The sequence below is a fragment of the Sulfurimonas autotrophica DSM 16294 genome (genome assembly GCF_000147355.1).
Taxonomy (GTDB): domain Bacteria; phylum Campylobacterota; class Campylobacteria; order Campylobacterales; family Sulfurimonadaceae; genus Sulfurimonas; species Sulfurimonas autotrophica.
In genome coordinates, this window is record NC_014506.1 from 98,933 (window position 1) to 123,812 (window position 24,880).

The following is a 24,880-nucleotide window of genomic DNA, read 5'->3' on the forward strand; positions in this document are numbered from 1 at the left end:
ATTTTACCTTTTAATATTTGAGTTTAAAGCCGATAATTGCTGTTGTTGTGAAATTTACAGGGTATATAGCATTATCTCTAATCCATAAGCCGTTCTTTTGGTTAAACAGATTATTTATTTTAGCGAAAACTTCCCAATTATCTTTTGCATATGTTGCCGAGACGTCTGTTGAGGTGTACGCTTCTTGCTTTTGTGTCAAGTTATTATTAAAATCATTTGCAGCATAGGCGTTTGAACGATACACCTCAGTCAATGCTAGTGTCGCAAATTTGTTTGGCAAATAGTTCAGTGTTGCTTTTACATTATGATTACTTACGCCCGGAAGTTCATTTCCTGAGTAATTATTACCATTTTCAATTTCATCATCTATGATTGCTTTTACATAGTTATAATTTAAGACCATACTAATTTCCTGGGAGAGAAGGTATTTATCATAAACATCAAAACCATACTTATGAGACTTGTCAAGGTTTGTGTTTTTAGAGTTTAAAAAAGTTGGATCTGCATAGTAATAGATTTCATTATGCATATTGATGTAATATGCTGATATTTTGAGTTTGTTCGTTTTTGTAATAATATTGTAGCCAAGTGTATAACTGTCTGATTTTGATGGTTTGATAAACTGGTTAAAAGTACCACCATAATTAAAGAATCTATCTATATTAGGTGCCTGGTAACTTTTTGCATAATTTAAAAAGAGGGACTGTTCCTTGTTTAACATATAGTTGTACCCAAGTTCTATACCGTGCAGAGAATCATCCTGTTTAAGTGTAATACCTGCAGTCGGGGCATATTTATAGGAAACATTTTCATATCTGTAACCGGCTTTAAGTGTTGATGCACCAAGGTAAATATTTGTTTTCACAAATGCGGCTTGATTCTTTTTGCCAGTTATATTCGTAGCACCTTTTCTATCCCCGTCAAACAAATATCCTCCCGCAATAACTTCAAAGTTTTCTTTTATATATTTTAAAGCCATGTCTGCAGAGTTGTAACTATATTTGTATTCACTGCTGTATGTGATGTAGTTTGAAGTTTTGTATTCATGATTGTAATCTATGTCTAATGAAAGTGCATCATTGATATCATATGTGATTCCCGCCCCGATAACATCACTGCTGGCTTTTTGATGTACACCCGAATAAAAAGAATTGCTTTTTTGTGTCGGGTCTTCATTATATTGATCAAGTGTCAGACTGCTTGCATACCAAACGTTTATATCAGAGGTGAGCCCATTTGCTCTTAGCTCTAAGTTTTCAAGCGCTTTGTATGCAACATCAAAGCCGAAATTTGAAAATTTATTTTCATCTTTATTGCCGTTACTGTCAATATATCTGATCCCTCCATGCTTTTGAGCTTCTCCGTTAAGATTATAAGAGAGTTTATCATCAATATGCCCTATATTGAAAGTTCCGTCAAAAGTGTTGTAGCTTCCTGTATAAAAGCCTACCTGAGCATTATTGGATTTTTTTGTTATTATATTGATAACACCTGCATTGGCACCATCGCCTGCTTCTACAATACCGCTTGCTTTAATGATTTCTATTTTTTCAATCGCATCGGGTGAAATACTTGCTAAAAGTTGAGGCACACCGTCAATATTGTTCAGTCTTCTGCCATTTACTTTAATAACAATATTTTCATAACCGTCTCCTATACCAAAACCTCGCATATCGATTTTTTGAGAAAATGGATTTCCGTAAGATGGCATTGTAATAACAGAAGTTTGCTGGTTTAAAAACTCATATACATTTTGAACATGTGCCGCTTCTATATCTTTTTGTGTATAGACTTCAACGGCATCAGTAGACTTAAGTTCATCGGTTTTAATAGCTGTGGAAGTTATTTCAAGAGGTGTTAGCGTGATTTCCTGCGCATGTAACTGGCTCAAAAGAGCACCTAAGAGAAGTGATAACTGTATTGTTTTTTGCATTATAATCCTTATTGTATGGTTATTTTTTTGTGTTGTAATAAAAGTGGATTATGCTGCGGGAGGGGAGTTTATCTTTATTTTGAGAGGTTTGCCGTCAAGTGTGCATACTGAAGAGCTGAGTGCTACTATCTTTTTGAGTGATATATAGGCTTGTATGGCTGCTAAAGTAAAATAGTTTTTTCCAAAACCCTTAGGTGTATGCACTTGTCTTCTCTCTGTTTTTTTGAAATTTTAGCTAAAATACTCTTATGAAACTTTCACATTTAAAACAAATCATCAATTATTTACAAAATTTTACAAAAATATCGGCTGTTCACAGAGTCAGCGACAGTATTATCAAAATAGTCTTTGACAAAAACGACGCACTCTATTTTAACATGCAACGCTCAAATTCGAGTATTTTCAGGTGTCAGGAGTATCCCCGTTCAAAAGTCTACAATGCCCCTTTTGATGTCATTCTTGCCAAACGTTTTAACCGTGCTAATGTGTTACATGTAAAGCTGTTAAACAATGACAAAATAATACGTATGAAGACCTCTTTATCTTCTGCTTATAAAGAAGAAACAACCTACCTGCAAATAGAATTTACGGGAAAATATACCAATGTTATTATTTTGGATGAGGACAATGTTGTCCTTGAAGCGCTGCGTCATGTTGATTTGTTTTCTTCATTTCGTGAGGTGCGTGTAGGACAAAAACTGTTGGATGTTCCGCCTGCACCTTTTGTGGCAAAAGAGTACCCGCTTGAAGATGTGGAGCAGTTTTTGTATGAGGTGTATGCAAAAGAACAAAACAGTAAACTCGAGAGTCTTAAGAAACAAAAGATTGCATTTTTATCTAAAAAGCTTAAAAAGCTTAAAAAACTTTATGAAAAACTGGATTCAAAAGAGAGTCTGGAACAAGAGGCACAAAAGAGTGAGCATTTAGGTAATTTGGTGCTCTCAAACGTACAAAATATTAAGCCTTATGCAACAGAAGTCGAGCTGGATGATTATGACGGCTCAAAAGTGAAAGTAACACTGTCAAAGCCATATGCCACACCTTTTATGATAAGCGAAATGTTTTTTAGTAAAAGTAAAAAAGCAAAGCAGAGAGCAAAGCACCTGCACATAGAAGAAAAGTCTCTGCACTCTAAAATAGAACACCTTGAACTCTTTATAAATGTTGTCAAAGAGGCAAAAGACGTGGCAAAAATAGAGATGCTCTTTCCTAAAAGAGTACAAAACAAAAAGATAAAGCAAAATGACTCTATAGAGGTATTTTGGGTAGAAGGCTATAAAGTACAACTGGGAAAAAATGAAAAAGGCAATGTAGAACTGTTAAAAAATGCAAGAGCAAAAGATATTTGGCTGCATATGAAAGACCGCCCTTCAGCGCATGTTATTATCACAACAGACAAACAAAACCTGCCGCAAAACATCATAATGGCAGCAGCAAAACTCTGTGTAGAGTTTAGCACAACTTCAAAAGACAGGTTTTTGGTCGATTATACTCCAAGACGAGAAGTTACCATACAAAATGGTGCAAATGTATTGTATAATAAATACAAGACAATAGAGGTGGATACAAGAGAATAAAAAAGTGTTTACATGTAAACTCTCAAAAAACAACACTTTTTATGGATAAAAAGATAGAGGAGGATGTCATGAGTGTCGGAGCTATCGGCAATGTAGTTTTAGTAAACCAAATGACACCTGCCGTAACGCCTGTGCAAGGTAACCAGTATACTCGCTTTGATTTGCAAAATGTTGCCGCCCAGACAGCTGTACAGGAAAAAGAAAAAGAGATAGAAGAAGTTCGTCCTACAGAAGAAAGCCATAAAATTGACCCTGATCGTGAACACCAAAGAGAAGAAGCGGACGAAGAGACACAAAACCTTCCAAAGAAAAAAAATCATAAAATAGTTGAAGAAGAGAGTGAAGAAGAATCAGACAAACCGCTGCACCTATTAGATATTAAAGTCTGATTTGATATAATATTTCATCTGAAAAATTATAGGGATATTTATGAGTATATTAAGAGATTCCAAAGAGAGAATTATCACGGGTATAGTCTTGCTAGCGGTTGTGGCGGTTGTCGGTCTGATAGACAATTTTTTTGTTATGTGGCTATTTTTGGGGGCTGTATATCTATTGGCCTTTAAAGAGGCTGTGGTACTTTTTGGTGTAGAAAAAGATAATCTTTTACCATATGCTGCAGCACTTTGGCTTATAGCTGCGATTTATCCTTATGGTGATGACTTGTTTGTTTTGGCGGGTGTTGCCTATGCCGGTGCCGTGGCTTATGACAAAAACCTTAAATGGGTTGATTTTTTACCGTTTATTTATCCGACTGCAGGATTGCTCTTTATTCTGACAATGTATGAAGAGTATGGTGTTTTATCACTTGTATGGCTGCTTGGTGTGGTTGCATTGACTGATATTGGTGCTTATTTTGTAGGTAAAAGCATAGGAAAAACCAAATTTTGCGAGACAAGCCCCAATAAAACACTTGAGGGCGTCATAGGCGGAGTAGCACTGGCAACATTTGTCGGGGCATATCTTGGAGTTTTTGTTGTTGACTTTTGGATTGCACTTGTTATTTCTTTTATGGTTGCTCTGAGTTCTATATTTGGCGACTTATTTGAATCTTCGCTCAAGCGCAGTGCAGGTGTGAAAGACAGCGGAGACTTACTTCCCGGCCACGGTGGAATATTAGACAGGATTGACGGTTATCTTTTTGGTGCGATTGTCATGCTTGTACTGCTTCGCGGGTTAGTCTAGTTGGTTCTTTTAGGTTCTACAGGCTCTATAGGAGTCAATGCTTTAATTGTTGCCAAACGTTTTGGCATTGAAGTTGAGGTTTTAGCCTGTGGAAAAAACATCAAACTACTCAATGAACAAATAAAAGAACACAATCCAAAAGTTGTGGTTGTTGCAAATAAAGAGGATGTTTATAAAGTCAATCATTCTCATGTATATTCCGGTGAAGAAGCAATTTTACAGGTCATTGAGGATTCAACCTCAAAACTTGTTGTCAATGCATTTGTAGGTTTTTTAGGACTGCGCCCGACACTTAAAGCAATAGAATGCGATAAAAAAGTAGCTTTGGCAAACAAAGAATCACTTGTTGCCTGCGGCAGTTTTATAGATACTTCAAAAATACAGCCCATCGACAGTGAACATTTCGGACTTTGGTATCTGCTTCAAAATAGACCCGTAAGTAAAATGATAATTACTGCAAGCGGCGGAGCATTTCGTGACTGGGATATAAAAAGACTTGCAACTGCCACGTTAGAAGACACACAAAATCATCCAAACTGGTCGATGGGACAAAAAATCACGATAGATTCTGCAACGATGGTCAATAAAATGTTTGAACTGCTTGAAGCGCGCTGGCTCTTTGGCGAGGGTGAATATGATGCCATTATTGAAACACAGTCATTGATTCACGCGATGATAGACTTTAAAGACGGTTCAACCACGGCACATTTGGCAAACGCAAGTATGCAGCTGCCAATAGCATACGCGCTGGATGAAAAGATGGATGAAGCAATATTACCGCATGTTGATTTACTCAAAGTCGGGAGTTTGGAATTTCGCGAGATAAATCAAGAACGCTACCCAATTTGGCAGATTAAAGAGGATTTACTTAAAAATCCCCAAAGAGGCGTTGTCATAAATGCCGCCAATGAAGCAGCAATTGAGATGTTTATCGCTAAAAAAATAGGCTTTATGGATATCAGCAAAACCATCATCAATGCATATGAAAATTTTAGCGATGCCCTCCCTTTACATGTAAACGATATATTTTTGATAGATAAAGAAGTACGAAAATTTGTAGGAATAAACAGATGATTTTAAGTATAGAAAGCTCTTGTGATGACAGTGCAATTTCCATTACCGAGATAGCTACAAACAAGCTTGTTTTTCATAAAAAAATCTCTCAAGAACTTGAGCATAGTGTTTACGGTGGTGTTGTCCCTGAACTTGCAGCAAGACTTCATGCAGAGGCTCTGCCAAAAATACTGCAGCAATGCGAGCCTTATTTTCAAGATTTAAAGGCCGTTGCAGTGACTTCGAGTCCGGGACTTGCTGTGACACTTATAGAGGGTGTGACTTTGGCAAAGGCTGTGAGTGTCGCACTTGATATCCCACTTATTAGTGTGAACCACCTTATAGGGCATATTTATTCGCTTTTTATTGAAAAAGAGACGACTTTTCCTTTAACTGTTTTGCTGGTATCTGGTGGACATACACAGGTTATGGAAGTACAGAGCCTGACTGATATTAAAACAATCGCCAAAAGTATGGATGATAGTTTTGGAGAGAGTTTTGACAAAGTAGCAAAGATGATGGGACTTGGTTATCCTGGCGGTCCGGCCATACAAGAACTGGCAAAAGAGGGCGACAGAAAAAGATACGACTTTACCGTTCCGCTGCTTCGCACTCCAAAACTTGCTTTTAGCTACTCAGGGCTAAAAAATGCAGTCAGATTGGCAGTAGAAAAGTCGCAAGAAAAAGATTATAAAGATATAGCGGCTTCATTTGAGCATATTGCAACAAAACATCTTGTGCATAAACTCAAAAAATATTTTCAAACACATCCGCCGAAAAACTTTGCCATTGTCGGCGGTGCAAGCGCTAACCTTTATTTGCGTAAACAGATTGAGGAGTTGTTGGCTCCTTATAATGCAAAGTTACTTTTGAGTGATTTACAGTATTGCTCAGACAACGCGGCAATGATAGGACGCGTAGCCGTAGATATGTATAAACAAGGAATGTTCAGTTCTTTAGAAGCGTTGGATATTACGCCAAAAAGTATCATTTAGCTGAATTTATTCTTAAGCAAAAAGATTTGTTCACTAAATAAGACAAATATTATCCGAATTAAAATATACTTCACTTATCAAAACGCAAAAGAGAGGTTTACGGCTTAAATCACTCAAAAAAATGCAAGTGCATTTTGGGCTTCCTGCCGAAGGCGTAAGTGCCCTCGGGGTGAAACCGAGCGTTCAGAAAAAAATTTAGTTTTTTTCTAAGTCGTGCTTTAGCACAGAAGCGAAAAAGGGAAATGAAAAAGGTTCCCTTAAATTTAAAAAAAGGATATTGAATATGGCAACAACTAAATTCAAAGGTACAGACGTAGAGTTATTAGGAAATGAAGTAAATGTTGGAGATAAAGCTCCTGAGGTTAACGTTGTTAACTCAGAAGGTTTAGGTGACGTAAAAGTTGGTGGAGCTCAAGGTGAGAAACAACTTATAATCGTAGTTCCTTCTTTAGATACAGGTGTATGTGCTACTGAAACTCGTAACTTCAATGCAAAAGCTTCAGAACTTGACGGTGTTAAAACTGTTGTTGTTTCTATGGACCTTCCATTTGCTGCAGGACGTTTTTGTTCAGCTGAAGGAATCGACAAATTAACTGTTGCTTCAGATTTCAGAAACAAAGATTTCGCAAACGCTTACGGTGTACTTTTAGGTGGTTCTCCACTTGCCGGTGTTACTGCAAGAGCTATATTCGTTATTGATGCGAACGGTGTTGTAACGTATAAAGAGATTGTTCCAGAAATTACTGAAGAACCTCAGTATGACGCTGCAATAGAAGCTGCTAAAAAATAGTAACTTCTTCTCTTGCCGCCATTGGTGGCAAACAAATGAAGTGAGCACGTCTCATTTTATTTCTCCTTCTGTTTGTATTTTGAATTTTTTCAAAATACAAACGCTAATTAATCAAAAAATTTAATAATCTCTCTAAAAATCTCTGATATAATTAACAAAATTAATAAAACAGGGGTATCTATGAAAAAAATATTATCTACTATTGCTATGAGCACATTTTTGAGTGTCTCGCTCTGTGCTGATATTACAAAAGTTGAAATCGGTGCAGGTGCATGGGGACAGACACCATCGGGGACAGCTAACTATGACAGAGGTTTAGGAATAACTGGTACAAATACTTTTGATGAGACAAAAGATACATCTCCTTATGTTTGGATGCTTATTAAACATCCGATTCCCGTAGTTCCAAACATCAGACTGGAATATACGAGTATTCATGCAACCGGTAAGGCAAGTGGTTCATGGAATGGTTTAAACGCACCTGCAAACACAAAGAGTGTTTTGGACATTAAAGAGTATGATATTATTCCATACTATAATCTTGTTGACAATACTTTTTGGACAACACTTGATTTGGGACTTGATATAAAAGTATTGGATTTGGATTATAAAGTAGAGCCAAATGGCTTATTTACCGGGTATGAAGACACTTACACAGCACCAATTCCACTTGTATATGCACGAGTGAGAGTAGAAATACCAACAACAAATATTGGACTAGAAGGTGATGCAAAGTATGTGACAACAGGCTCATCAACTATATATGATGCACGCGTAAAAGTTGATTATACATTTAATATTTCGCCAGTTGTGCAACCCGCTCTTGAAATTGGTTACAGAAAACAAAAAATTAAAATAGATGAAAATAATTTGGATGTAAAAACAGATATGGATTTTTCAGGTTTCTTTGCAGGTTTAATGCTGCGTTTTTAATCAAAAAAGAGTTTTTGTCTGCGTGTCGAGTATAATAATTTCTAACTCAAGTTTTATACCAAACTCTTCAAAAACTCTTTTTTGTGCCTCATTTATAAGATAAACGGCATCTTCAAACGTACCGCCGCCGTGATTGACTAAAAAATTTGCATGTTCTGTGCTAAATTCCATATTGCCGACTTTTTTGCCCTTGAGTCCGACTGCTTCTATGAGTCTTCCCGCATAATCTCCCTCAGGATTTTTAAAACAGCTTCCTGCACTTGGCGTCGATGGTTGGTTTACCCGCATAGTTTTAAACATTGCAACTTTTTCTCGGCTGAATCCATATTCTAATTCAAAAGCTGCTTCAAGTATGGGCTCATGAATATTTGTAAATCTATATCCGAAGTTAATTTCTTTTTTTCTCTTGAGCCCGTTAGGCGTTGTAATATATTCAAGATGATTGAAAATTTCAAACTCTTTGAGTCCCGCATTCATATAGACAAGCCCTCCGAGTTTTCCCGGAAGATGAGAAACAAACTCAAAGTTTGTAATATTGTGTTTTTTACAAAAAGAGGCGATTTTTCCAGAGGGTGTAGCGCCGCCGATTTTTAGCAGGTCGTTTTCTATTTTAATATAGTCATATTGTTTGTCCAGCATCATAAGTTTTGGGGGATTTGGGCCAATGAGAGTATTGTTGCATGAGCCTATAAGGTAATAATCATTAATATTTTCAAAATTATTTTGTAAAAGAGCAACATCTACAATGCCTCCGATTTTAAAAGAGGAATATTTTGAAAAATCAATAGTTTTAAACTGCATTACTCGACAAATGTTGGAATCATATTAAAAACGCCGATAGAAAAATCGGTCATTTCATTGAGCATCCACGGCATAGTAAGAACAATGACTATAACAACACCGATGATTTTTGGAATAAAAGAAAGGGTCATCTCATTGATTTGCGTTGTTGCCTGAAATATACTGATAGCAAGACCTGCAAGCATTCCCGTAAGCAGTGCCGGCAGTGCCAAATAAAGTGCTATTTGAAATGTCTGAACGCCTAAACCGATGAGTTTTGCTTCCATTACGACTCTCTTAGTTCTGTGTATTGTGTAGGAATGAGATAATCATGAACATTGACAGGTCTGTCATAAAAGCCATGCTCATAGCCAATTTCAAAGAGTTTATTGATTGCTTCATATTGCACAGGGCTTAAAGTGATTGAATCATCATTTGCATAAAGTTCAAGATATTTCTCAAGCGTCGCTCCATCTATGCGAACCAAATCGCGTTCTAGAAGCATTTGTGAGAGTCTCTCTTTATGATCTCGTGCAACTTGCACGGCTTTTGTGAGGGTATTTTCATAATCAATCGCACGATTAAGCGGAAGTGAACGGCGAATTGCCATCCCGCCAAGAGGCAGAGGTAACTCTTTTCCTGCAAGTTCCTGCCAAATATCCCACATTTCACGCTCGACTTCAAGCTCATCCGCAAAAGTAAGGATGCTCTCATGTATGAGTACACCTGCATCAACTTTTCCCTCTTTGACGGCATCTTCAATTTCTAAGAAATTCATGTAAGTTATTCGTGCGTCAGGGTAAGCTATGCGAAAAAGCATTGCATTTGTTGTATGCTCCCCGCTTAAAGCCACTTTGAAATTACGTTTGAGTTTTTGACCTTTTCTCTTAATTACCTTAGGACCATAACCCTCACCAAAACTTACAGCAGTTCTTAGTGGTGCATATTCTTCTTTTATATGTGGATACAGAGCAAAACTGATGGCTACAATGTCGTATACACCATTAAGTGCATCTTCATTGAGTGTTTGTATATCTTTTGCAATGTTGTCAAAGTGCGTATCTTTCATATCTACCCATCCAAATTTGATGGCATAGTACATAAAAATATCGTCGGCGTCAGGTGAGTGTGCTATAAGAGTTTTTTTCATAGGTTTATTTTATCAAAAAATAGATAAAAGGAACTTTTTGATTAAATTAATAATAATAGGAGTATAATAAATTAACATTATTTTCAATATAAGGAAATAGTTATGAGTAAAAAAGTATTGGTAAAAGTATATGATACATATGATGAGGCTGCTGAAGTTGTGAATAAATTGTTGGAAAACGGCGTACTGAAAAAATATATTTCTGTAATTGCAAAAGGCGAGCAGGAAGAAAAAAATGAATTTGAATATAATAAAAACAGTGAAAATATGATATTTTGGGGTGAACAGGGCGCTTTTTGGGGTGGACTCTGGGGACTACTCAGCGGTGGAATTCTTTTTTGGACTCCGGGAGTCGGACCGATTGTAGCAACTGGACGAATATTGACAGCCATAGCAGGCATGGCAGGCGCTGCTGTGATGTTTGGTGCAACAGGTGCAATGACGGCATGGCTTATTGATTTGGGAATTGAAAAATCTTTAGCAAAAGAGTATGGCGATATGATACAAGACAATAAGATTTTAGTTATCGTTCACGGCGATGAAGATGCCATAGAAATAGCAAAAAAAACTTTAGGCGAAGAGTAAATAATTTTTTATTTCCTTTTTTTTATTTTCTTTGGCTAAAATTCGTCATATTTACATGTAAAAAGAATTTACTTAAAAATATGTCATTTTGTCATAATTTTAAGCAGCTTTATAAATTTTACATAGAATAAGTCTAAATTTCATAATAAGTGAGTCCAAAATGGATGCAAACAAACAAAAATCATTAGACTTGGCGATGAAGCAGATAGATAAAGCCTTCGGAAAAGGTGCCCTGATGCGCCTTGGTGATAAAGATATTGTGCCAATTCAGTCAATTAGTACAGGTTCATTGGGACTTGATTTGGCATTAGGAATAGGCGGTGTACCTCAAGGACGCGTGGTAGAAATATATGGACCTGAGAGTTCGGGTAAAACGACACTTGCTTTACAGATAACAGCTGAGTGTCAAAAAAACGGCGGAGTATGTGCTTTTATAGATGCAGAACATGCTCTTGATGTTGTCTATGCAAAAAACCTCGGTGTAGATATTGACAATCTTTTAGTTTCTCAGCCTGATTACGGCGAGCAGGCACTTGACATTGTAGAAACAATAGCAAGAAGCGGTGCAATTGATCTGATTGTAATAGATTCGGTTGCAGCTTTAACGCCAAAAGTTGAGCTTGAGGGTGAAATGAATGACCAGCAGGTCGGTGTGCAGGCACGTTTAATGTCTAAAGCACTGAGAAAACTTACAGGTGTTTTGAGTAAAATGAACTGTACGGTTATATTTATTAACCAGATTCGTATGAAAATAGGGATGATGGGATACGGCTCGCCAGAAACGACAACAGGTGGAAATGCTCTGAAATTTTATGCTTCAGTACGTATAGATGTTCGTCGTATCGCTTCACTCAAGCAGGGTGAGAGCCAAATCGGTAACAGAGTAAAAGCAAAAGTTATAAAAAATAAAGTAGCCCCTCCTTTTCGTCAGGCAGAATTTGATATAATGTTCGGAGAAGGAATCTCTAAAGAGGGTGAGCTTGTTGATTACGGTGTGAAACTAGACATTGTAGATAAAAGCGGAGCCTGGTTTTCTTACGGAGAGACTAAACTCGGTCAAGGCCGCGAAAATGTGAAGGCAAAGTTTAAAGATGAGCCGGAACTCGCATCTGAGATTGAAGAGAAGATTAAACAGGCTATGGGCATGAGCTCGCTTATGACGATGGATACTTCTGAAATAGCAGAAGCTGACGCATAAGAAGCCTTTGGTATTTTAAAATTTTAATGAGGTAAGATATATGTTTATTGATGATATTAGTGCAATCGAGGTAATGGATTCTCGCGGAAATCCGACGGTAAAAGCGACGGTAAGATTGAGTGACGGAACAACTGCTGGTGCTATTGTGCCTTCAGGTGCAAGTACAGGAAAGCGTGAAGCATTAGAACTTCGTGACGGCGGTGAGCGCTACATGGGCAAAGGTGTGTTGCAGGCGGTTGAAAATGTAAATTCTCAAATTTCTGATGTGCTTATAGGTATGAGTCCTTTTAATCAGGCTGTGATTGATGCAACAATGAAAGAGCTTGATGGTACGCAAAACTATGGTAACCTCGGTGCAAATGCAGTGCTTGGTGTTTCTATGGCTGTAGCACGCGCAGCTGCACAGAGTCTTGGTATTCCTTTGTACCGCTATTTAGGCGGAGCAAATGCGATGGTTATGTCGACACCGATGCTTAATATCATCAATGGTGGAAGTCACGCAGACAATAACGTGGATTTTCAAGAGTATATGATTATGCCTGTCGGTTTTGAAGATTTTGCAACGTCTCTTCGCGCTGCATCTGAAGTGTATCATAATCTTAAATCGATTTTATCGGCAAAAGGTCACAGTACATCTTTAGGTGATGAGGGTGGTTTTGCGCCGAATCTTTCATCAAATGAAGAGCCTATTCAAGTTATTATGGAAGCGATAGAAAAAGCCGGATATGTACCGGGTGAGCAGATCGGCATTGCACTAGATGTCGCAGCAAGCGAAATTGTTACAGATGGTGGTTACAGACTTGAATCTGAAGGACGTACACTGGGCAGCGAGGAACTTGTAGCTTATTATGAAAATTTATGCGCGAAGTATCCTATTGTATCTATTGAAGATGGTCTAAGTGAAGATGACTGGGATGGATTCAAATTGATGACAGAAAAATTGGGTGATAAAATCCAGATTGTCGGAGATGATTTATTTGTTACAAATGCAAGCATTTTAAACGAAGGGATAGAAAGAGGTATTGCCAATTCTATCTTAATCAAACCAAACCAGATCGGTTCTGTAAGTGAAACAATGCTTACAGTTCGTCTTGCACAAAGAAACGGCTATACATGTGTAATGAGCCACCGTTCAGGTGAAAGTGAAGATGCTTTTATAGCTGATTTTGCTGTGGCACTTAACTGTGGTCAAATTAAAACAGGTTCAACTGCCCGAGGTGAGCGAACTGCAAAATATAATCGCTTGTTAGAGATTGAAAATGAAATTGTATACAGCGAGTATTTAGGGTCAGCACTATTTACCTAGGTCTTTTATGAATAAAGAAGAACTTTTTGAAGAGATTGATACATCACAAACGATTACCCAAAAATATTTGGGGCTCTCATTAAAAAAGTTTTTTCTTTTATTTGCTTTAGTAATAGCTTTAGGCATATATTTAGGCGTACTGCTTTATGGGACAAACTCCCTGCAAGTCCTTTTTGGGCTGCAAGATTATGAAAACTATCTTCAAGAGGAAGTTGTTCATTTGAAAAAAGAAAATGCCCAATTGCAACGTGAGTATTTTGAACTCAAAGAAATTTCTGCACAATAATCATTTATTATGGTTTGACACATATAATTTGCTATAATGTTTGTAAAAAAGTAGGGTTTATTTATATGATAAGAGTTTTATTATTGATTTGTCTGTGTTCTTTACTGCTTCAAGCAAGAGAAAACCCATTTTTTCCTATAGATACTGCCCAAGACATTCCTTTTACATCAAATCAGGCAAATACTTTACCTATGCTAAAAAGAGCAACTGCTACTTTGCCCTCAACCGCAAGAACCATAGAAAGTGTAACAGTAGAGTATAAGAATCTTGACGGTTCAATTGCACATAAAAAAGTATTGATTCAAAATACCATAGATTGGCATTTGCCTATTTTTATTTCGCAAAACTACAATGAATCAAATGGCGAAACTGTAGTGAAAAAGCAAGTAATAAAACAGGCAAAAAAAGTGAATTATAAAAAAATTGCATCATTAAAGTTTATATCATTTTATGCAAAGAAAAATAAGCTTAAAATTTTGACAAAAGATAAAATACTAAGAAACTTTTTACTTGTTAAACCACATAGAATAGTATGTGATTTTAAACGTGACACAGATATAGGCAGTTTTATAAAAAGTATCAATGAAAAATCATTGTTTACGAAAATACGGGTGGGAACACATAAAGACTACTATAGAGTAGTTATAGAGCTGGATGGATATTACAGCTACAAATTAGATCATATTCCGGGTGGATATATGATTAAACTTTTATAAAAGACAAGGTTGTAAATGAAGTTTTTAATTTTATTCATAATGAGTATAATGAGTGCACAGGCCGTAATTACTATTGCGCCGGTTGATATAGGTGCACAACCTGGTTTGAGCGGGAGTGTTAAAGGCTCCTTTGTAACTAAAAGAGGAAATACAGATAGTGATGAATACAGTGCAGGCGCAAGAGTACAGTATGATAATAATAACACATATATCATATGGGGTGATATAGCATTCAGTTATGCGAAAGCATCAGGACAAACAAATACAAATAAAACATATGCACATATCCGTTATATTCATACATTTTATAAAAAAGATTTAAACTGGGAAGCTTTTGTACAGTCTCAAACAGATAAATTTACAAAAATTCAAAAAAGATTATTAGCAGGTATTGGCTTAAGATATCATGCAGCAATGCAAAGTTATGGAAATATATATTTGGGTTTTGGTGGTTTTGCAGAACATATTGACTATACAACAAATATTGATCCAAGCGAGGATAATGTAAGATTAAATATGTATATTGCATACAAAAATAAATTTACCAAGAGTGTGAAATTTTCATATATAGGCTATTATCAACCGAGAGTAGATATATTCAGCGACTATATTTTATCAAATTCTGCAGAATTAAAAGTCAAAATTTACAAGCAGCTTTCAATTAATTTTGAATTAACATATAATCAAGATACAAAGCCGGCAATTGGGGTGCAAAAATATGATTTTGTACAAAAAACAAGCTTTGTGTATGATTTTTAAATACAAATAAGATAATAAATGAAAGAATTAAGTAAATATTTAAAATCTCATAATGCGAGTGAGATACATCCGGCTGAGATTGCAAAAATTTTAAAAGGTCTCAATGACAAAGATTTCAGCAAGGCAATTAAGCTGGTACCAAAAGATCTTGTCGGGGATGTCGCACTTGCATTGCCTGATAGATATTTTGATGATGTTGTTGAAAACCTAAGCGTTGATGAGCTTTCACACGCAGTCAGTGAACTTGAATCAGATGATCAGCTCGAATTTATGCAAGAGCTTGAAGATGTTGATGAAAATGTCGCTTCAAAAGTTTTTAACACACTTGATGCCGAAGATAAAAAAGAGATTTCAAAACTTAAAAAGTATGATGAAGATCAAGCCGGTGCTTATATGCAACTTGAGGTCTTTACGGCTAGAGAAGATGAAATAGTTCAGGATGTTATTAAAAGATTTGCTCGTCTTAGAAAAGAAAATGAGCTTGAAAATGTTCAAAATCTATTTATTGTAGATAAAAACAACAGACTTTTATATACTGTCGGTTTAGATGATTTATTAATATTTGATTTTTCAAAAACTATAAAAGAAAATATAGAGCAGAGCGAAGACTCTTTTGAGCCTAAAATTGCAACTGACACTGAGGATATTAAAGAGGTAGTAAACTACTTTAAAGAGTATGATTTATCCGTCATGCCGGTTGTGAATGAGAAGGGAATTTTAGTCGGTCGTATTACATCTGATGATATTTATGATATCATTAACGAACATGCAACAGAACAGATGTATAATCTTGCCGGTGTCGATGATGAAGCCGAAGAGGATGAAGATATACTCAAAGCCAGTAAAAAGCGTGCAACATGGCTGGGCATAAACCTTTTAACGGCGATAGCAGCTTCTCTTGTAATTGGCTTATTTCAAGATACGATTAACTTAATGGTTGCTCTTGCTGTACTGATGCCGATTGTGGCTTCTATGGGCGGAAATGCAGGAACGCAGAGTTTGACTGTTGTTGTTCGTCAACTGGCTTTAGGTGAAATATCGCATACGGATGCGTTTAGAACTATAAAAAAAGAGGTAGTGATTTCTTTAATGAATGGTCTACTTTTTGCTGTAGTTATGGCTATAATAGCCTGGATGTGGTTTCATATACCGCTGCTTGGTGTTGTGATTGGCTTAAGTATGATTATAAACCTTTTGATGGCAGGTTTTTTTGGAGCAATGATTCCGTTAATGCTTAAAACCTTAGGTATAGACCCGGCTATAGGAAGTACGGTTATTTTAACAACTATAACTGATATAGTAGGCTTTTTTAGCTTTTTGGCTTTAGCAAAATATATATTACTTTAAAGGAATTGTAAAACTTGGAATTATTAATACTCTTTTTTGTCCTTTCTGTAGGAATTTCATTCTTGTGCTCTGTTTTAGAATCAGTGCTCTTATCTATTAATATGTCTTACGTTGCAGTACTTGAAAAAGAAAAGCCTTCTGTTGGGAAACTGATACGTCATCACAAAGAAAATATCAACAAATCAATAGCTGCCGTACTTATATTAAATACAATAGCAAATACACTCGGAGCTGCTGCAGTTGGTGCACAAGCTTCAAAAATATTTGGAAATGATGCTGTTGTTTATGTATCTGTAGTGCTAACATTTGCAATTTTATTTATATCGGAGATTATTCCAAAAACAATAGGTGCAATTTACTGGAAACAGCTTGCACCTATTTCTGCTTATTTTATACAAGCTTTCATTTGGTTGACGTATCCAATCATTTTAAGCACCTTAGCGGTTACAAACAGAATATCTAAAGGTAAAACGGATGCACATTCTCTAACTAAAGAGGAACTTCTAGAGAGTATGTTGATGAGTGAAGATGAAGGTATCATAGATGAAAAAGAATCTGATGTTATTGAAAATATTTTAAATCTTGATAATATAAAAGCGAGTGAGGTTCTAACGCCGAGAAGTGTTGTTTTTGCGTTGGATGAGAGTATGAAAATAAAAGATGTGATCAAATCACAGCCGGCTATTTTTAAATTTTCCCGTATACCTATTTATCGTGGCTCATTAGAAGATGTAACAGGTTTAGTGCTTACAAAAAAAATTTTTAAACAGGCCCTTGAAGATGATTCTGTGCCTCTTTCTGCAATAAAAAAAGAGATGTTTTCCATTAATGAAAATATACCGGTAAGCAAGGCGCTTGACCTGCTGATATCAAAAAAAGATCATATGTTTTTAGTAACTGACAATTATGACCAGACTGAAGGAATTATAACGCTTGAAGATTGTGTTGAGACGATTTTGGGTGTTGAAATTATGGATGAGAGTGATACGACAGAAGATATGCGTGAACTTGCAAAAAGAAAAATGAAATTACGCCGCAAAGCAAAAGAGAGCGAATAGAAATGGTTCTCTTTTACATACCAGGAATTCTAGGAATTTTACCGAGTTTAGAGTTACGACAGTAAAGACCCCATCCTTTTTTAAGCCAATGCCCGATGACAGGCAGAGGCAGCATAAAAGCACGTTTTTCATCTCTGTAGACAAAGGCTGCTCCATTACCTGTATCCATAACACATAGAATGTTTAAGTGCTCATGATAGCCTTTAAAATCACTGCCTCCGTTGTCACGCTGCTCAATATTATGTGCTGTGTTTTTTGCCATAACTTCGGCAACATGTCCCTGCTTTGCTCTCCAGTCATATCCTTCAAGTGCAGCAACATCACCAATAGCATAAATATTACTCATGGAACCGTCGTCATTTAAAACACAAGAATAATCATCTGTTTTTATAAATCCGGCATCATTTGTCGACAAATCTGACTTTTTAATCACATCATGCCCATCACCTGCCGGGATAAACATGGTGAAATCTGATTCGAGTTTACTTGTATCTTCGAAGACTATGCCGTCTTTTTCAAACTGTTTTATTTTTTTGCCAAAATGCTGTTTTATACCTAGTTTGCCAAACATCGTGTCCATCATTTTAAGAGCCTGTGGTCCCATACGCTTGCCTGGTTCGGCCATTGGAGCAAAAAAAGTAAGTTCGTAGTTATCTCTGATACCTTTATCTTTAAGCATATTATGTACATTAAAAAGCAGCTCAAATCCCGGCCCGCCACGTACAGCAGAACTATCTTTTGGATTGCCGCCAAATCCCATACAGATTTTGCCGCTGCCTTTTTCTACAAGCGCATCAAGCGCATCTCGAATTTTGAGAGATTGTTCGGGTGCCCCACAGATTGAAAGGGTGTTTTCTATACCTGGTGCTTTCATTTTTGAAGCACCCATCGCAATTATAAGGTAATCATAATCATTTATGATCTCTCCACCTGCAAGGGTAACAGAATTTTCTGCTTGTGAAATTGCTGCAACATCGTCTATAATGAGTTTAAAGCCATGAGCACGCTGCAACTCTTTTAAATCAACGCAGACATCTTTAAATTCATTCTCATGTGTCGGTATCCATATAGAAGTAGGATAGATATAAAAATAGTCTCTGTTGCTTACCAGAGTAACATCATAATCCATTTTTCTTAAGTATGATGCAGCATCAACTCCGGCAAAACCAGCGCCTAAAATAAGTACTTTTTTCATATTTCAACCTTTTATTTGTTCAAATTATAAGAAATATTAGCCTAATTGATGTTAAAAATAGATTAAACATGCTATTTTTATCGTCAATTTGATTAGACTTTTGCAAGAAGTCTATTTTTTATTTATAAAGTATACCGCAAGCATGCTGATAAGTCCACCAACAATTATATGTGGCTGCAAGGGTTCATCTAGAATCAGCCAGGCACAAATCAGGGCAAAAAACGGCACTAAAAACATAAAAGAGCTTGTCTTTTGACTGCCGAGTTTTCCGCTGGCGATAAAGAAGATAGTTGTCGCAACTGTTTGGCCTAAAACAGCGAGATAAATCAGGGCAATCCAAAATTTTGCACCTTGAGTAAAAACAGCACCAAGATCAGAATTATAGGCATACAAAAAACTAAAAAAAGTGGCTATAACTGAAATAAAAAAACTGTAATGCACAGGATGAATATGCTTTTGTGAGTATTGTGAGAGAAGAGTAACACCTGCCCAGATAATAGCACAGAGTAGGAAGTAAATATTTGAACCGTTTAAAAATAGTGAGAAATTATTGAGCTGCAGTAAAATATAACCGCCGATTAGTCCGAGTAAAAGACCAAGATACTGTCTTGTTGAGAGTCTGCTTTTAAAGAATATGGCAACAAGTAAAAAGGTCATAATAGGACTGAATGTTGTAATGATGACACTTCCGGCCCCTGCAAGACCATACTTTATACCCAAAAAGGCAAAAACCATAAAGGCAATGTTTAAGAGTGAACTGAGGGCTATGTACTTAAGTGAGCCTCGAGTAAGCGTTATAGGTGTTTTAAAAAAATAAAGAATTGGTAAAAATGAGAGACTCATAAGAAAAAAACGCCAAAATATGACGACATCCATCGGCATTGTAAGTGTAAGAATTTTTAAAGCAGTCCATCCTCCGCCCCAAAGCAACATAGCAAAGAGCAGTAGATATTCATAATGTTTATCGTCGTTTTTCAAATTCATCTACAATTTTTGTCACAATCAAATCTGAGGTGACATTAAGTGAAGTTCTGCACATGTCAAGAATCCTGTCAACGGCTACTATTAAAGCCATATACTCAATAGGAAGTCCCAACTGGTTTAATATAATCACCATCATAACAAGTGAAGCACTTGGCAGAGCGGCTACACCTACGCTTAAAGCAACAACCGTAATGCCCAAAAGAAGTTGGTCACCCAGACTTAAAGCTACTCCGGCTAAATTGGCAATGTATAAAACGGCAATGCTCAAATAGGCTGCTGTACCGTCCATAGAGACTGTTGCACCTAAAGGAAGGACAAAAGAGGCTGTCTTTTTATCTACTTCGCCTATCTCTTCAACAACGCGCATGCTTACAGGAAGCGTAGCTGCAGAAGAGGCGGTGGAAAAAGCCATAATAGGTGCCTCTCGAACATCTGAAAGGTAAGAGTACGGGTTTACTTTTGTAAAAAATCTCAGTACACCGGGCAGAGTGATAAGAGCGTGAAAGAGTATAACGCCGACAACGAGTAGAACATATTTGTAAAGCCCAAATACTACATCAATACCCTGCTCGGCAATAACATACGATATAAGAGAAAAAACACCGATAGGCGTAAGTAGAATAACCCACTCCGCCATTTTGAGCATCGCTTCACTGACGGCAGTAAAAAAACTGCCAAGCACCTCTTTTTGTTTGGGAATAAGATAGAGTGATGCCACACCAAAAAGAATGGCAAACACAATAATCTGCATCATTTTCCCCTCGCTCAGGGCATTGAAAATATTTGTAGGAATAAAACTCAGTAGCATACTCTCAAAAGAAAAAGGTGCCAATGTTGCAGCTTTTGTGTACTCAAGCCCCACATTGCTGACATGCTCGCCGATATGAAAAATATTCATCGCAATAATTGCTGTAACGACGGCAAGAGCAGTTGTTAAGATATACAAACCAATGGTTTTTAACCCCATTCTTTTTAAATGCTCAATTGACCCAAGCCCGAGTATGGCAACAAAAATACTGGCAAATACAAGAGGAACAACAAGCATTTTCAAAAAATAGACAAAGGCTGTACCTATCATCTTTTGTTTGAGTGCAAGTTCGGGGAAGAGTATGCCAAATACAAGCCCAAGAATGATGCCAAAGACTACGAGTGTGTTGGTTGTGGCATATTTTTTTATTTTTCTAATCATTGAGTATGGCCTTAAAGCAGATTCTTTTTTATCCAGTATGATAGTACATAAAGTCCCCAAACATGCTGCTTAAAACTTCCCCTTGATGCTGTGTTTATATATTCGTCTAATTTCTTTTTGTGAAACATCCCTGTTTGTGTATTGACTTCTTGAATAAGGTTGATTTTTTTAGAGTTGATGAGGTACTCCATATAAGGATTTGAAAAACCTTTTTTCTTTCTTGTGAGTATTTTTGTATCAAGTTTGTTTCTCATAACTTCTTTTAAAAGTGATTTTGTAATGCCATCTCCGTAGCGTAGTTTTGGGTCGATGCTAAAAAGAGCAGATGCAAGTTTATGATCTAAAAAAGGAGTGCGTGATTCTATGGAGTGCGCCATACTGACACGGTCAAGTTTTGTCAAAAAATGCTCTGCTTGAAATATATTTAAATCTATATAACTGTACCAGATGCTTTCATCCTTATGTTGTGAACCTTCAAAGCGTTGCCTGTAACTTTTTAAATATTTCAGGCTTTCATTATCTTTGACATTACGCCGCATCAGCTGATTTTTCTGCAGATCTGTAAACTTCTCTCCGGAACTGCGAAAAAGCAGGGTGTCATCAAAAATTCGTTTATACCATTCCCACTCTCGGTTCATCGAAAAATTTGCCCGAAAGTATTTTTTGAGCCAGTTTTTATGTGCCAGAGTTGCAGCACCCTGTATGTCGAGATATTCAAAATACTGTCTGTATCCTAAAAAAAGTTCATCCGCACCCTCTCCGCTCATGACAACTTTGTAACCGTCTTTTTTTATCTGCTCAAAAAGTAGATACAAAGGTACGGCAGCAGGGTCATTAAGCGGTTCATCAAGCGTGTCCATCACTTTATCACTTGCACGGATAAAATCATTTTCATCTATTTCTATCTGGGTATTACTCAAACCTAAAAATTCGGCACTCTGTCTGGCATTTTCGCGTTCATCATACTTTGCAAACTCTTTGTAGCCGAGTGTATAGGTTTGCAGAGGCATGGCTTTTAGCTTGGCAAAATAGTTGATAGTTGCACTGTCTATGCCGCCTGAGAGCAGTGATGCCACAGGTACATCCGCACTCAGACGCAGTTCTATGGACTCTTCTAAAAGGGTTTCAATCTTTTTAAGGGCTTCTTCTTTTGTAGTGATAAGCACAGAGGGTGCATCAAGCAAATCAAAATAGCGTTTACATGTAACCTGTCCCTCTTTGTATGCCAGATACTCTCCTGCGGCAAGTTTTTTGATGCCCTCATAAAAAGTATGCGGCGGTGTAGGTGCTAAAAAAGAAAGATAGGATAGAAGTGCGTCATTATCCAGCTTACATGTAGACAAAAAAGGCTTCAGTGCTTTTATTTCAGAAGCAAATACAAAAGAGGAACCCTCAAGATAAAAAAGCGGTTTTTTGCCGAGTCTGTCACGAAAGAGGTAGAGCGTGTCACCATCCATTAAAGCAATGGCGAACATTCCTCTGAGATGCTTTACAAAGTCAATACCCCATTTGAGATATGCTGCAATGATGACCTCACTGTCACTTTGTGTTTGAAAGTCAAAATAAAGTTCAGATTTAAGCTCTTGAAAGTTGTATATTTCCCCGTTAAAAGAAAGCAGAATATTTTTATGTTTGAGTGGTTGATGACTTCTGTGGTGTGTATCTAAAATTGAGAGGCGCTGATGTGCAAAGAAAAGATTTTTCTTTTGGGTTATACCGCAGTAATCCGGGCCGCGGTGCGACAAAAGCGAAAGGGCACTTTTTGCCTGATTGTCATTATATTCACCGATGATACCAAAAATTGCACACATTATTTGAAAAATCCTACTGTGATGTCATGTTCTATATATCCTTCTATAAAGCTGACACTCTTTACATGTAAGCTCTTTGCAAGCGATTGGATTGTGTCCATATTTATGTAATTATATATGTCGCTCTTTTTATCGCCGTACAAAGCATTAAAAACAAAACCTTGTGTAGAGGATTGATAACAGCTGCGTATAAAAAGTTGTGTTTCAAAAGGTGTTAGAATATTTAAAGCACCGCTGCAGATATAATAATCCGCCATAGGAAGTGCTTCTTTTATTATATCTGCATGTATAATTTCACACTCTGTTTTTTGTGTGGCAATTTCACACATCTCTTTGAGAGAATCAATGCCTAGATATTTTTTTACATGTAAATTATTTGCCTGCAAATAATGATAAAAATCTCCAAAACCGCAGCCTGCATCGCCTATGACAGACTCGTTGAGCGCATCGCCTAAAAGTGCTGCAATCTTTTCAAAGCGGATAGACTGATGCACATCTGATGACCAATTAAGACCACGGGAAGTTGCGCCATGTTTTTTAAGTGATGCCAGATAAAATTTTTCACTGTCAATTCGCGGCATAAGGCTCCTTTTTATCAATGCTATTATATAATAATTCAAAGGAAAGTACTATGAAAATTGCAATAGTAGGTTTAGGCGGTGTCGGCGGATATTTGGCGGCATCATTTACAAAAAGTGGTTTGGATGTAGTGGGTTTTGCACGGGGGGCGCACTTGAAAGCTATAAAAAAGACAGGTATCAGAATTATAGAAGATGAAACAGAGTGGAGTACGCCTTTACATGTAAAGAACCTGGATGAAGCAGAGGGCTATTTTGACGTGGTTATGTTTTGTACGAAAAGTTATGATTTACCAGATGCATGCAAGGCATTGCAAAATCATATAGATGCAAACTCAATTTTGCTCTCTTTTTCAAACGGCGTGAACAATGGTGATATGCTGCGAGAATTCTGTGACGCTAAAGTTTTGGATGCCTGCATTTATATACTTGCACATATTGAGTCTCCCGGAGTTATTCGTAAAAAGGGAAAAGTTTTTGCCGCACTGTTTGGTCCGCAAAGTGAAGCTGCCCAGACAGTTGCAGAGCTGTTTGAAAAAGTATCTTTGCGCTACAAAATACCTCAAAATATCAAAGAGGCGCTTTATAAAAAGTATATATTTATTGCAGCTTTTGCGACACTTACAGCCTACTACAATACAAGCATAGGTGCTGTATATGAAAAACATTATGATGAGGCAAAAAAACTTTTAACGGAGATTGCAGAGTTTGCAAAAGAAACACAGGACATAGATATATTTGATGAGGTGCAAAAGTCTTTAGATACAGCAGCCAAAGTACCATATGACTCTTCTACGTCGATGTATCTTGATTTTAAAAACGGTAAAAAAACTGAGCTTGAAAATTTAAGTGGATATGTTCAAAAGCCTTTTATGCAAAAACTCTATAATGAGCTAAAAAAGAGAGCATAAGGAATTACAAGTTATGAAAAAAGAGAGAATTGTATTGGGCGGCGGGTGTTTTTGGTGTATAGAAGCGGTATATAGAAATGTCAAAGGCGTAATTTCTGCTGTGAGCGGATATGCCGGTGGTGCCAGAGCAAATCCTTCATATGAAAATGTCTGCTCAGGAGCAACAGGACATGCCGAAATTGTAGATATTACTTATGATGTTGATGTTATCACTCTGAGTGAGATTTTAGATATATTTTTTGAAATTCATAATCCGACAACGCTCAATGCTCAGGGAGCAGACAAAGGAACGCAGTACCGTTCTGTAATTTATTACGCCGATGAAGAACAAAAGAAAGTTATTGAAGACTCCATAGCAAAACATCAGCAGAAATTCTCGGACAAAATAGTGACTGAAGTAAGTCCATTGCCTGAAGTCTATCCGGCAGAGCATTATCATCAAAATTATTATAATCTTAACTCTTCTCAAGGCTATTGCCAGGTTGTCATCGCTCCAAAACTGCAAAAATTTATGACAAAGTTTCCTGATAAATTAGCATAAATGTGCTAAACTACATGTAA

The 24,880-nt window shown here is 36.9% G+C and carries 27 protein-coding genes; 17 read left to right on the forward strand and 10 right to left on the reverse strand.

What is annotated here, in order from left to right; translation table 11 throughout:
- Nucleotides 1-10 precede the first annotated feature (10 nt).
- Together SAUT_RS00475 and SAUT_RS11310 are read right to left on the reverse strand one after the other, a co-directional pair.
- A complete protein-coding gene (locus SAUT_RS00475) occupies nt 11-1,933 on the reverse strand; it encodes a TonB-dependent receptor (RefSeq protein WP_013325899.1) in 1,923 nt (640 codons plus the stop codon).
- Nucleotides 1,934-1,981: 48 nt separating this feature from the next.
- Nucleotides 1,982-2,137 (reverse strand): hypothetical protein, encoded by a 156-nt coding sequence (locus SAUT_RS11310; protein ID WP_013325900.1) that lies wholly within the window; start codon nt 2,135-2,137, stop codon nt 1,982-1,984.
- A gap of 44 nt (nt 2,138-2,181) precedes the next feature.
- Here SAUT_RS11310 and SAUT_RS00480 point away from each other — a divergent pair, with 44 nt between their 5' ends.
- From SAUT_RS00480 to SAUT_RS00510, 7 genes are all read left to right on the forward strand, one after another.
- Nucleotides 2,182-3,510 carry an NFACT RNA binding domain-containing protein gene (locus tag SAUT_RS00480; RefSeq protein WP_013325901.1) on the forward strand — a complete coding sequence of 443 codons (1,329 nt, stop codon included), beginning with the start codon at nt 2,182-2,184 and terminating at the stop codon, nt 3,508-3,510.
- A 41-nt stretch (nt 3,511-3,551) separates the two neighbouring features.
- Complete coding sequence (locus SAUT_RS00485; protein ID WP_245534110.1) at nt 3,552-3,899, forward strand: hypothetical protein; 348 nt, start codon at nt 3,552-3,554, stop codon at nt 3,897-3,899.
- 40 nt (nt 3,900-3,939) lie between these two features.
- Nucleotides 3,940-4,695, forward strand: a complete 756-nt coding sequence (locus SAUT_RS00490) for a phosphatidate cytidylyltransferase (protein ID WP_013325903.1) — start codon at nt 3,940-3,942, stop codon at nt 4,693-4,695.
- A complete protein-coding gene (dxr, locus tag SAUT_RS00495) occupies nt 4,696-5,769 on the forward strand; it encodes a 1-deoxy-D-xylulose-5-phosphate reductoisomerase (RefSeq protein WP_013325904.1) in 1,074 nt (357 codons plus the stop codon).
- Entirely contained in the window at nt 5,766-6,743 is a 978-nt protein-coding gene (gene tsaD, locus SAUT_RS00500) for a tRNA (adenosine(37)-N6)-threonylcarbamoyltransferase complex transferase subunit TsaD (protein ID WP_013325905.1), read from the forward strand. Before dxr ends, tsaD begins: the two co-directional genes overlap by 4 nt.
- 283 nt (nt 6,744-7,026) lie before the next feature.
- Nucleotides 7,027-7,533 (forward strand): thiol peroxidase, encoded by a 507-nt coding sequence (tpx, locus tag SAUT_RS00505; RefSeq protein ID WP_013325906.1) that lies wholly within the window; start codon nt 7,027-7,029, stop codon nt 7,531-7,533.
- 180 nt (nt 7,534-7,713) lie between these two features.
- Entirely contained in the window at nt 7,714-8,466 is a 753-nt protein-coding gene (locus SAUT_RS00510; protein WP_013325907.1) for a TIGR04219 family outer membrane beta-barrel protein, read from the forward strand.
- Here the strand turns inward: SAUT_RS00510 and SAUT_RS00515 are convergent, their stop codons facing one another.
- The 3 genes from SAUT_RS00515 to SAUT_RS00525 are packed head-to-tail and all read right to left on the reverse strand — an operon-like array spanning nt 8,467 to nt 10,396.
- Entirely contained in the window at nt 8,467-9,267 is an 801-nt protein-coding gene (locus SAUT_RS00515) for a UDP-N-acetylmuramate dehydrogenase (RefSeq protein ID WP_013325908.1), read from the reverse strand. It abuts the gene before it with no gap.
- Complete coding sequence (gene fliQ, locus SAUT_RS00520; RefSeq protein ID WP_013325909.1) at nt 9,267-9,533, reverse strand: flagellar biosynthesis protein FliQ; 267 nt, start codon at nt 9,531-9,533, stop codon at nt 9,267-9,269. The genes SAUT_RS00515 and fliQ overlap by 1 nt, the downstream gene beginning before the upstream one ends.
- The gene (locus SAUT_RS00525) at nt 9,533-10,396 is read right to left on the reverse strand and encodes a menaquinone biosynthesis family protein (protein WP_013325910.1); all 864 of its coding nucleotides are present in this window, start codon (nt 10,394-10,396) and stop codon (nt 9,533-9,535) included. The genes fliQ and SAUT_RS00525 overlap by 1 nt, the downstream gene beginning before the upstream one ends.
- 102 nt (nt 10,397-10,498) lie before the next feature.
- Here SAUT_RS00525 and SAUT_RS00530 point away from each other — a divergent pair, with 102 nt between their 5' ends.
- The 8 genes from SAUT_RS00530 to SAUT_RS00565 all read left to right on the forward strand — a co-directional run bounded on the left by SAUT_RS00530 (nt 10,499) and on the right by SAUT_RS00565 (nt 17,651).
- On the forward strand, nt 10,499-10,981 hold the full coding sequence (locus SAUT_RS00530; RefSeq protein ID WP_013325911.1) for a general stress protein: 483 nt from the start codon (nt 10,499-10,501) through the stop codon (nt 10,979-10,981).
- 160 nt (nt 10,982-11,141) lie between these two features.
- Nucleotides 11,142-12,179 (forward strand): recombinase RecA, encoded by a 1,038-nt coding sequence (gene recA / locus SAUT_RS00535; protein WP_013325912.1) that lies wholly within the window; start codon nt 11,142-11,144, stop codon nt 12,177-12,179.
- Between the two features lie 40 nt (nt 12,180-12,219).
- Nucleotides 12,220-13,485, forward strand: a complete 1,266-nt coding sequence (gene eno, locus SAUT_RS00540) for a phosphopyruvate hydratase (protein WP_013325913.1) — start codon at nt 12,220-12,222, stop codon at nt 13,483-13,485.
- A gap of 7 nt (nt 13,486-13,492) precedes the next feature.
- Entirely contained in the window at nt 13,493-13,771 is a 279-nt protein-coding gene (locus SAUT_RS00545) for a hypothetical protein (protein ID WP_013325914.1), read from the forward strand.
- A gap of 65 nt (nt 13,772-13,836) precedes the next feature.
- Entirely contained in the window at nt 13,837-14,487 is a 651-nt protein-coding gene (locus SAUT_RS00550) for an AMIN domain-containing protein (RefSeq protein ID WP_013325915.1), read from the forward strand.
- Nucleotides 14,488-14,502: 15 nt separating this feature from the next.
- Entirely contained in the window at nt 14,503-15,246 is a 744-nt protein-coding gene (locus tag SAUT_RS00555) for a DUF481 domain-containing protein (protein ID WP_013325916.1), read from the forward strand.
- Between the two features lie 18 nt (nt 15,247-15,264).
- The gene (mgtE, locus tag SAUT_RS00560) at nt 15,265-16,593 is read left to right on the forward strand and encodes a magnesium transporter (RefSeq protein ID WP_013325917.1); all 1,329 of its coding nucleotides are present in this window, start codon (nt 15,265-15,267) and stop codon (nt 16,591-16,593) included.
- 14 nt (nt 16,594-16,607) lie between these two features.
- The gene (locus SAUT_RS00565; RefSeq protein ID WP_013325918.1) at nt 16,608-17,651 is read left to right on the forward strand and encodes a CNNM domain-containing protein; all 1,044 of its coding nucleotides are present in this window, start codon (nt 16,608-16,610) and stop codon (nt 17,649-17,651) included.
- Nucleotides 17,652-17,664: 13 nt separating this feature from the next.
- Here the strand turns inward: SAUT_RS00565 and SAUT_RS00570 are convergent, their stop codons facing one another.
- The 5 genes from SAUT_RS00570 to SAUT_RS00590 all read right to left on the reverse strand — a co-directional run bounded on the left by SAUT_RS00570 (nt 17,665) and on the right by SAUT_RS00590 (nt 23,411).
- Entirely contained in the window at nt 17,665-18,846 is a 1,182-nt protein-coding gene (locus SAUT_RS00570; protein ID WP_013325919.1) for an NAD(P)/FAD-dependent oxidoreductase, read from the reverse strand.
- A gap of 111 nt (nt 18,847-18,957) precedes the next feature.
- Nucleotides 18,958-19,830, reverse strand: coding sequence for a DMT family transporter (locus tag SAUT_RS00575; RefSeq protein ID WP_013325920.1), 873 nt, complete (start codon nt 19,828-19,830; stop codon nt 18,958-18,960).
- A complete protein-coding gene (locus tag SAUT_RS00580; protein WP_013325921.1) occupies nt 19,808-21,019 on the reverse strand; it encodes a dicarboxylate/amino acid:cation symporter in 1,212 nt (403 codons plus the stop codon). Before SAUT_RS00580 ends, SAUT_RS00575 begins: the two co-directional genes overlap by 23 nt.
- Before the next feature lie 11 nt (nt 21,020-21,030).
- Nucleotides 21,031-22,830 (reverse strand): asparagine synthase (glutamine-hydrolyzing), encoded by a 1,800-nt coding sequence (gene asnB, locus SAUT_RS00585; protein WP_013325922.1) that lies wholly within the window; start codon nt 22,828-22,830, stop codon nt 21,031-21,033.
- Nucleotides 22,830-23,411, reverse strand: coding sequence for a class I SAM-dependent methyltransferase (locus SAUT_RS00590; RefSeq protein WP_013325923.1), 582 nt, complete (start codon nt 23,409-23,411; stop codon nt 22,830-22,832). Before SAUT_RS00590 ends, asnB begins: the two co-directional genes overlap by 1 nt.
- A gap of 50 nt (nt 23,412-23,461) precedes the next feature.
- Here SAUT_RS00590 and SAUT_RS00595 point away from each other — a divergent pair, with 50 nt between their 5' ends.
- Together SAUT_RS00595 and msrA are read left to right on the forward strand one after the other, a co-directional pair.
- Entirely contained in the window at nt 23,462-24,319 is an 858-nt protein-coding gene (locus tag SAUT_RS00595; RefSeq protein ID WP_013325924.1) for a ketopantoate reductase family protein, read from the forward strand.
- 13 nt (nt 24,320-24,332) lie between these two features.
- A complete protein-coding gene (msrA, locus tag SAUT_RS00600; protein WP_013325925.1) occupies nt 24,333-24,860 on the forward strand; it encodes a peptide-methionine (S)-S-oxide reductase MsrA in 528 nt (175 codons plus the stop codon).
- Nucleotides 24,861-24,880: the final 20 nt, after the last annotated feature.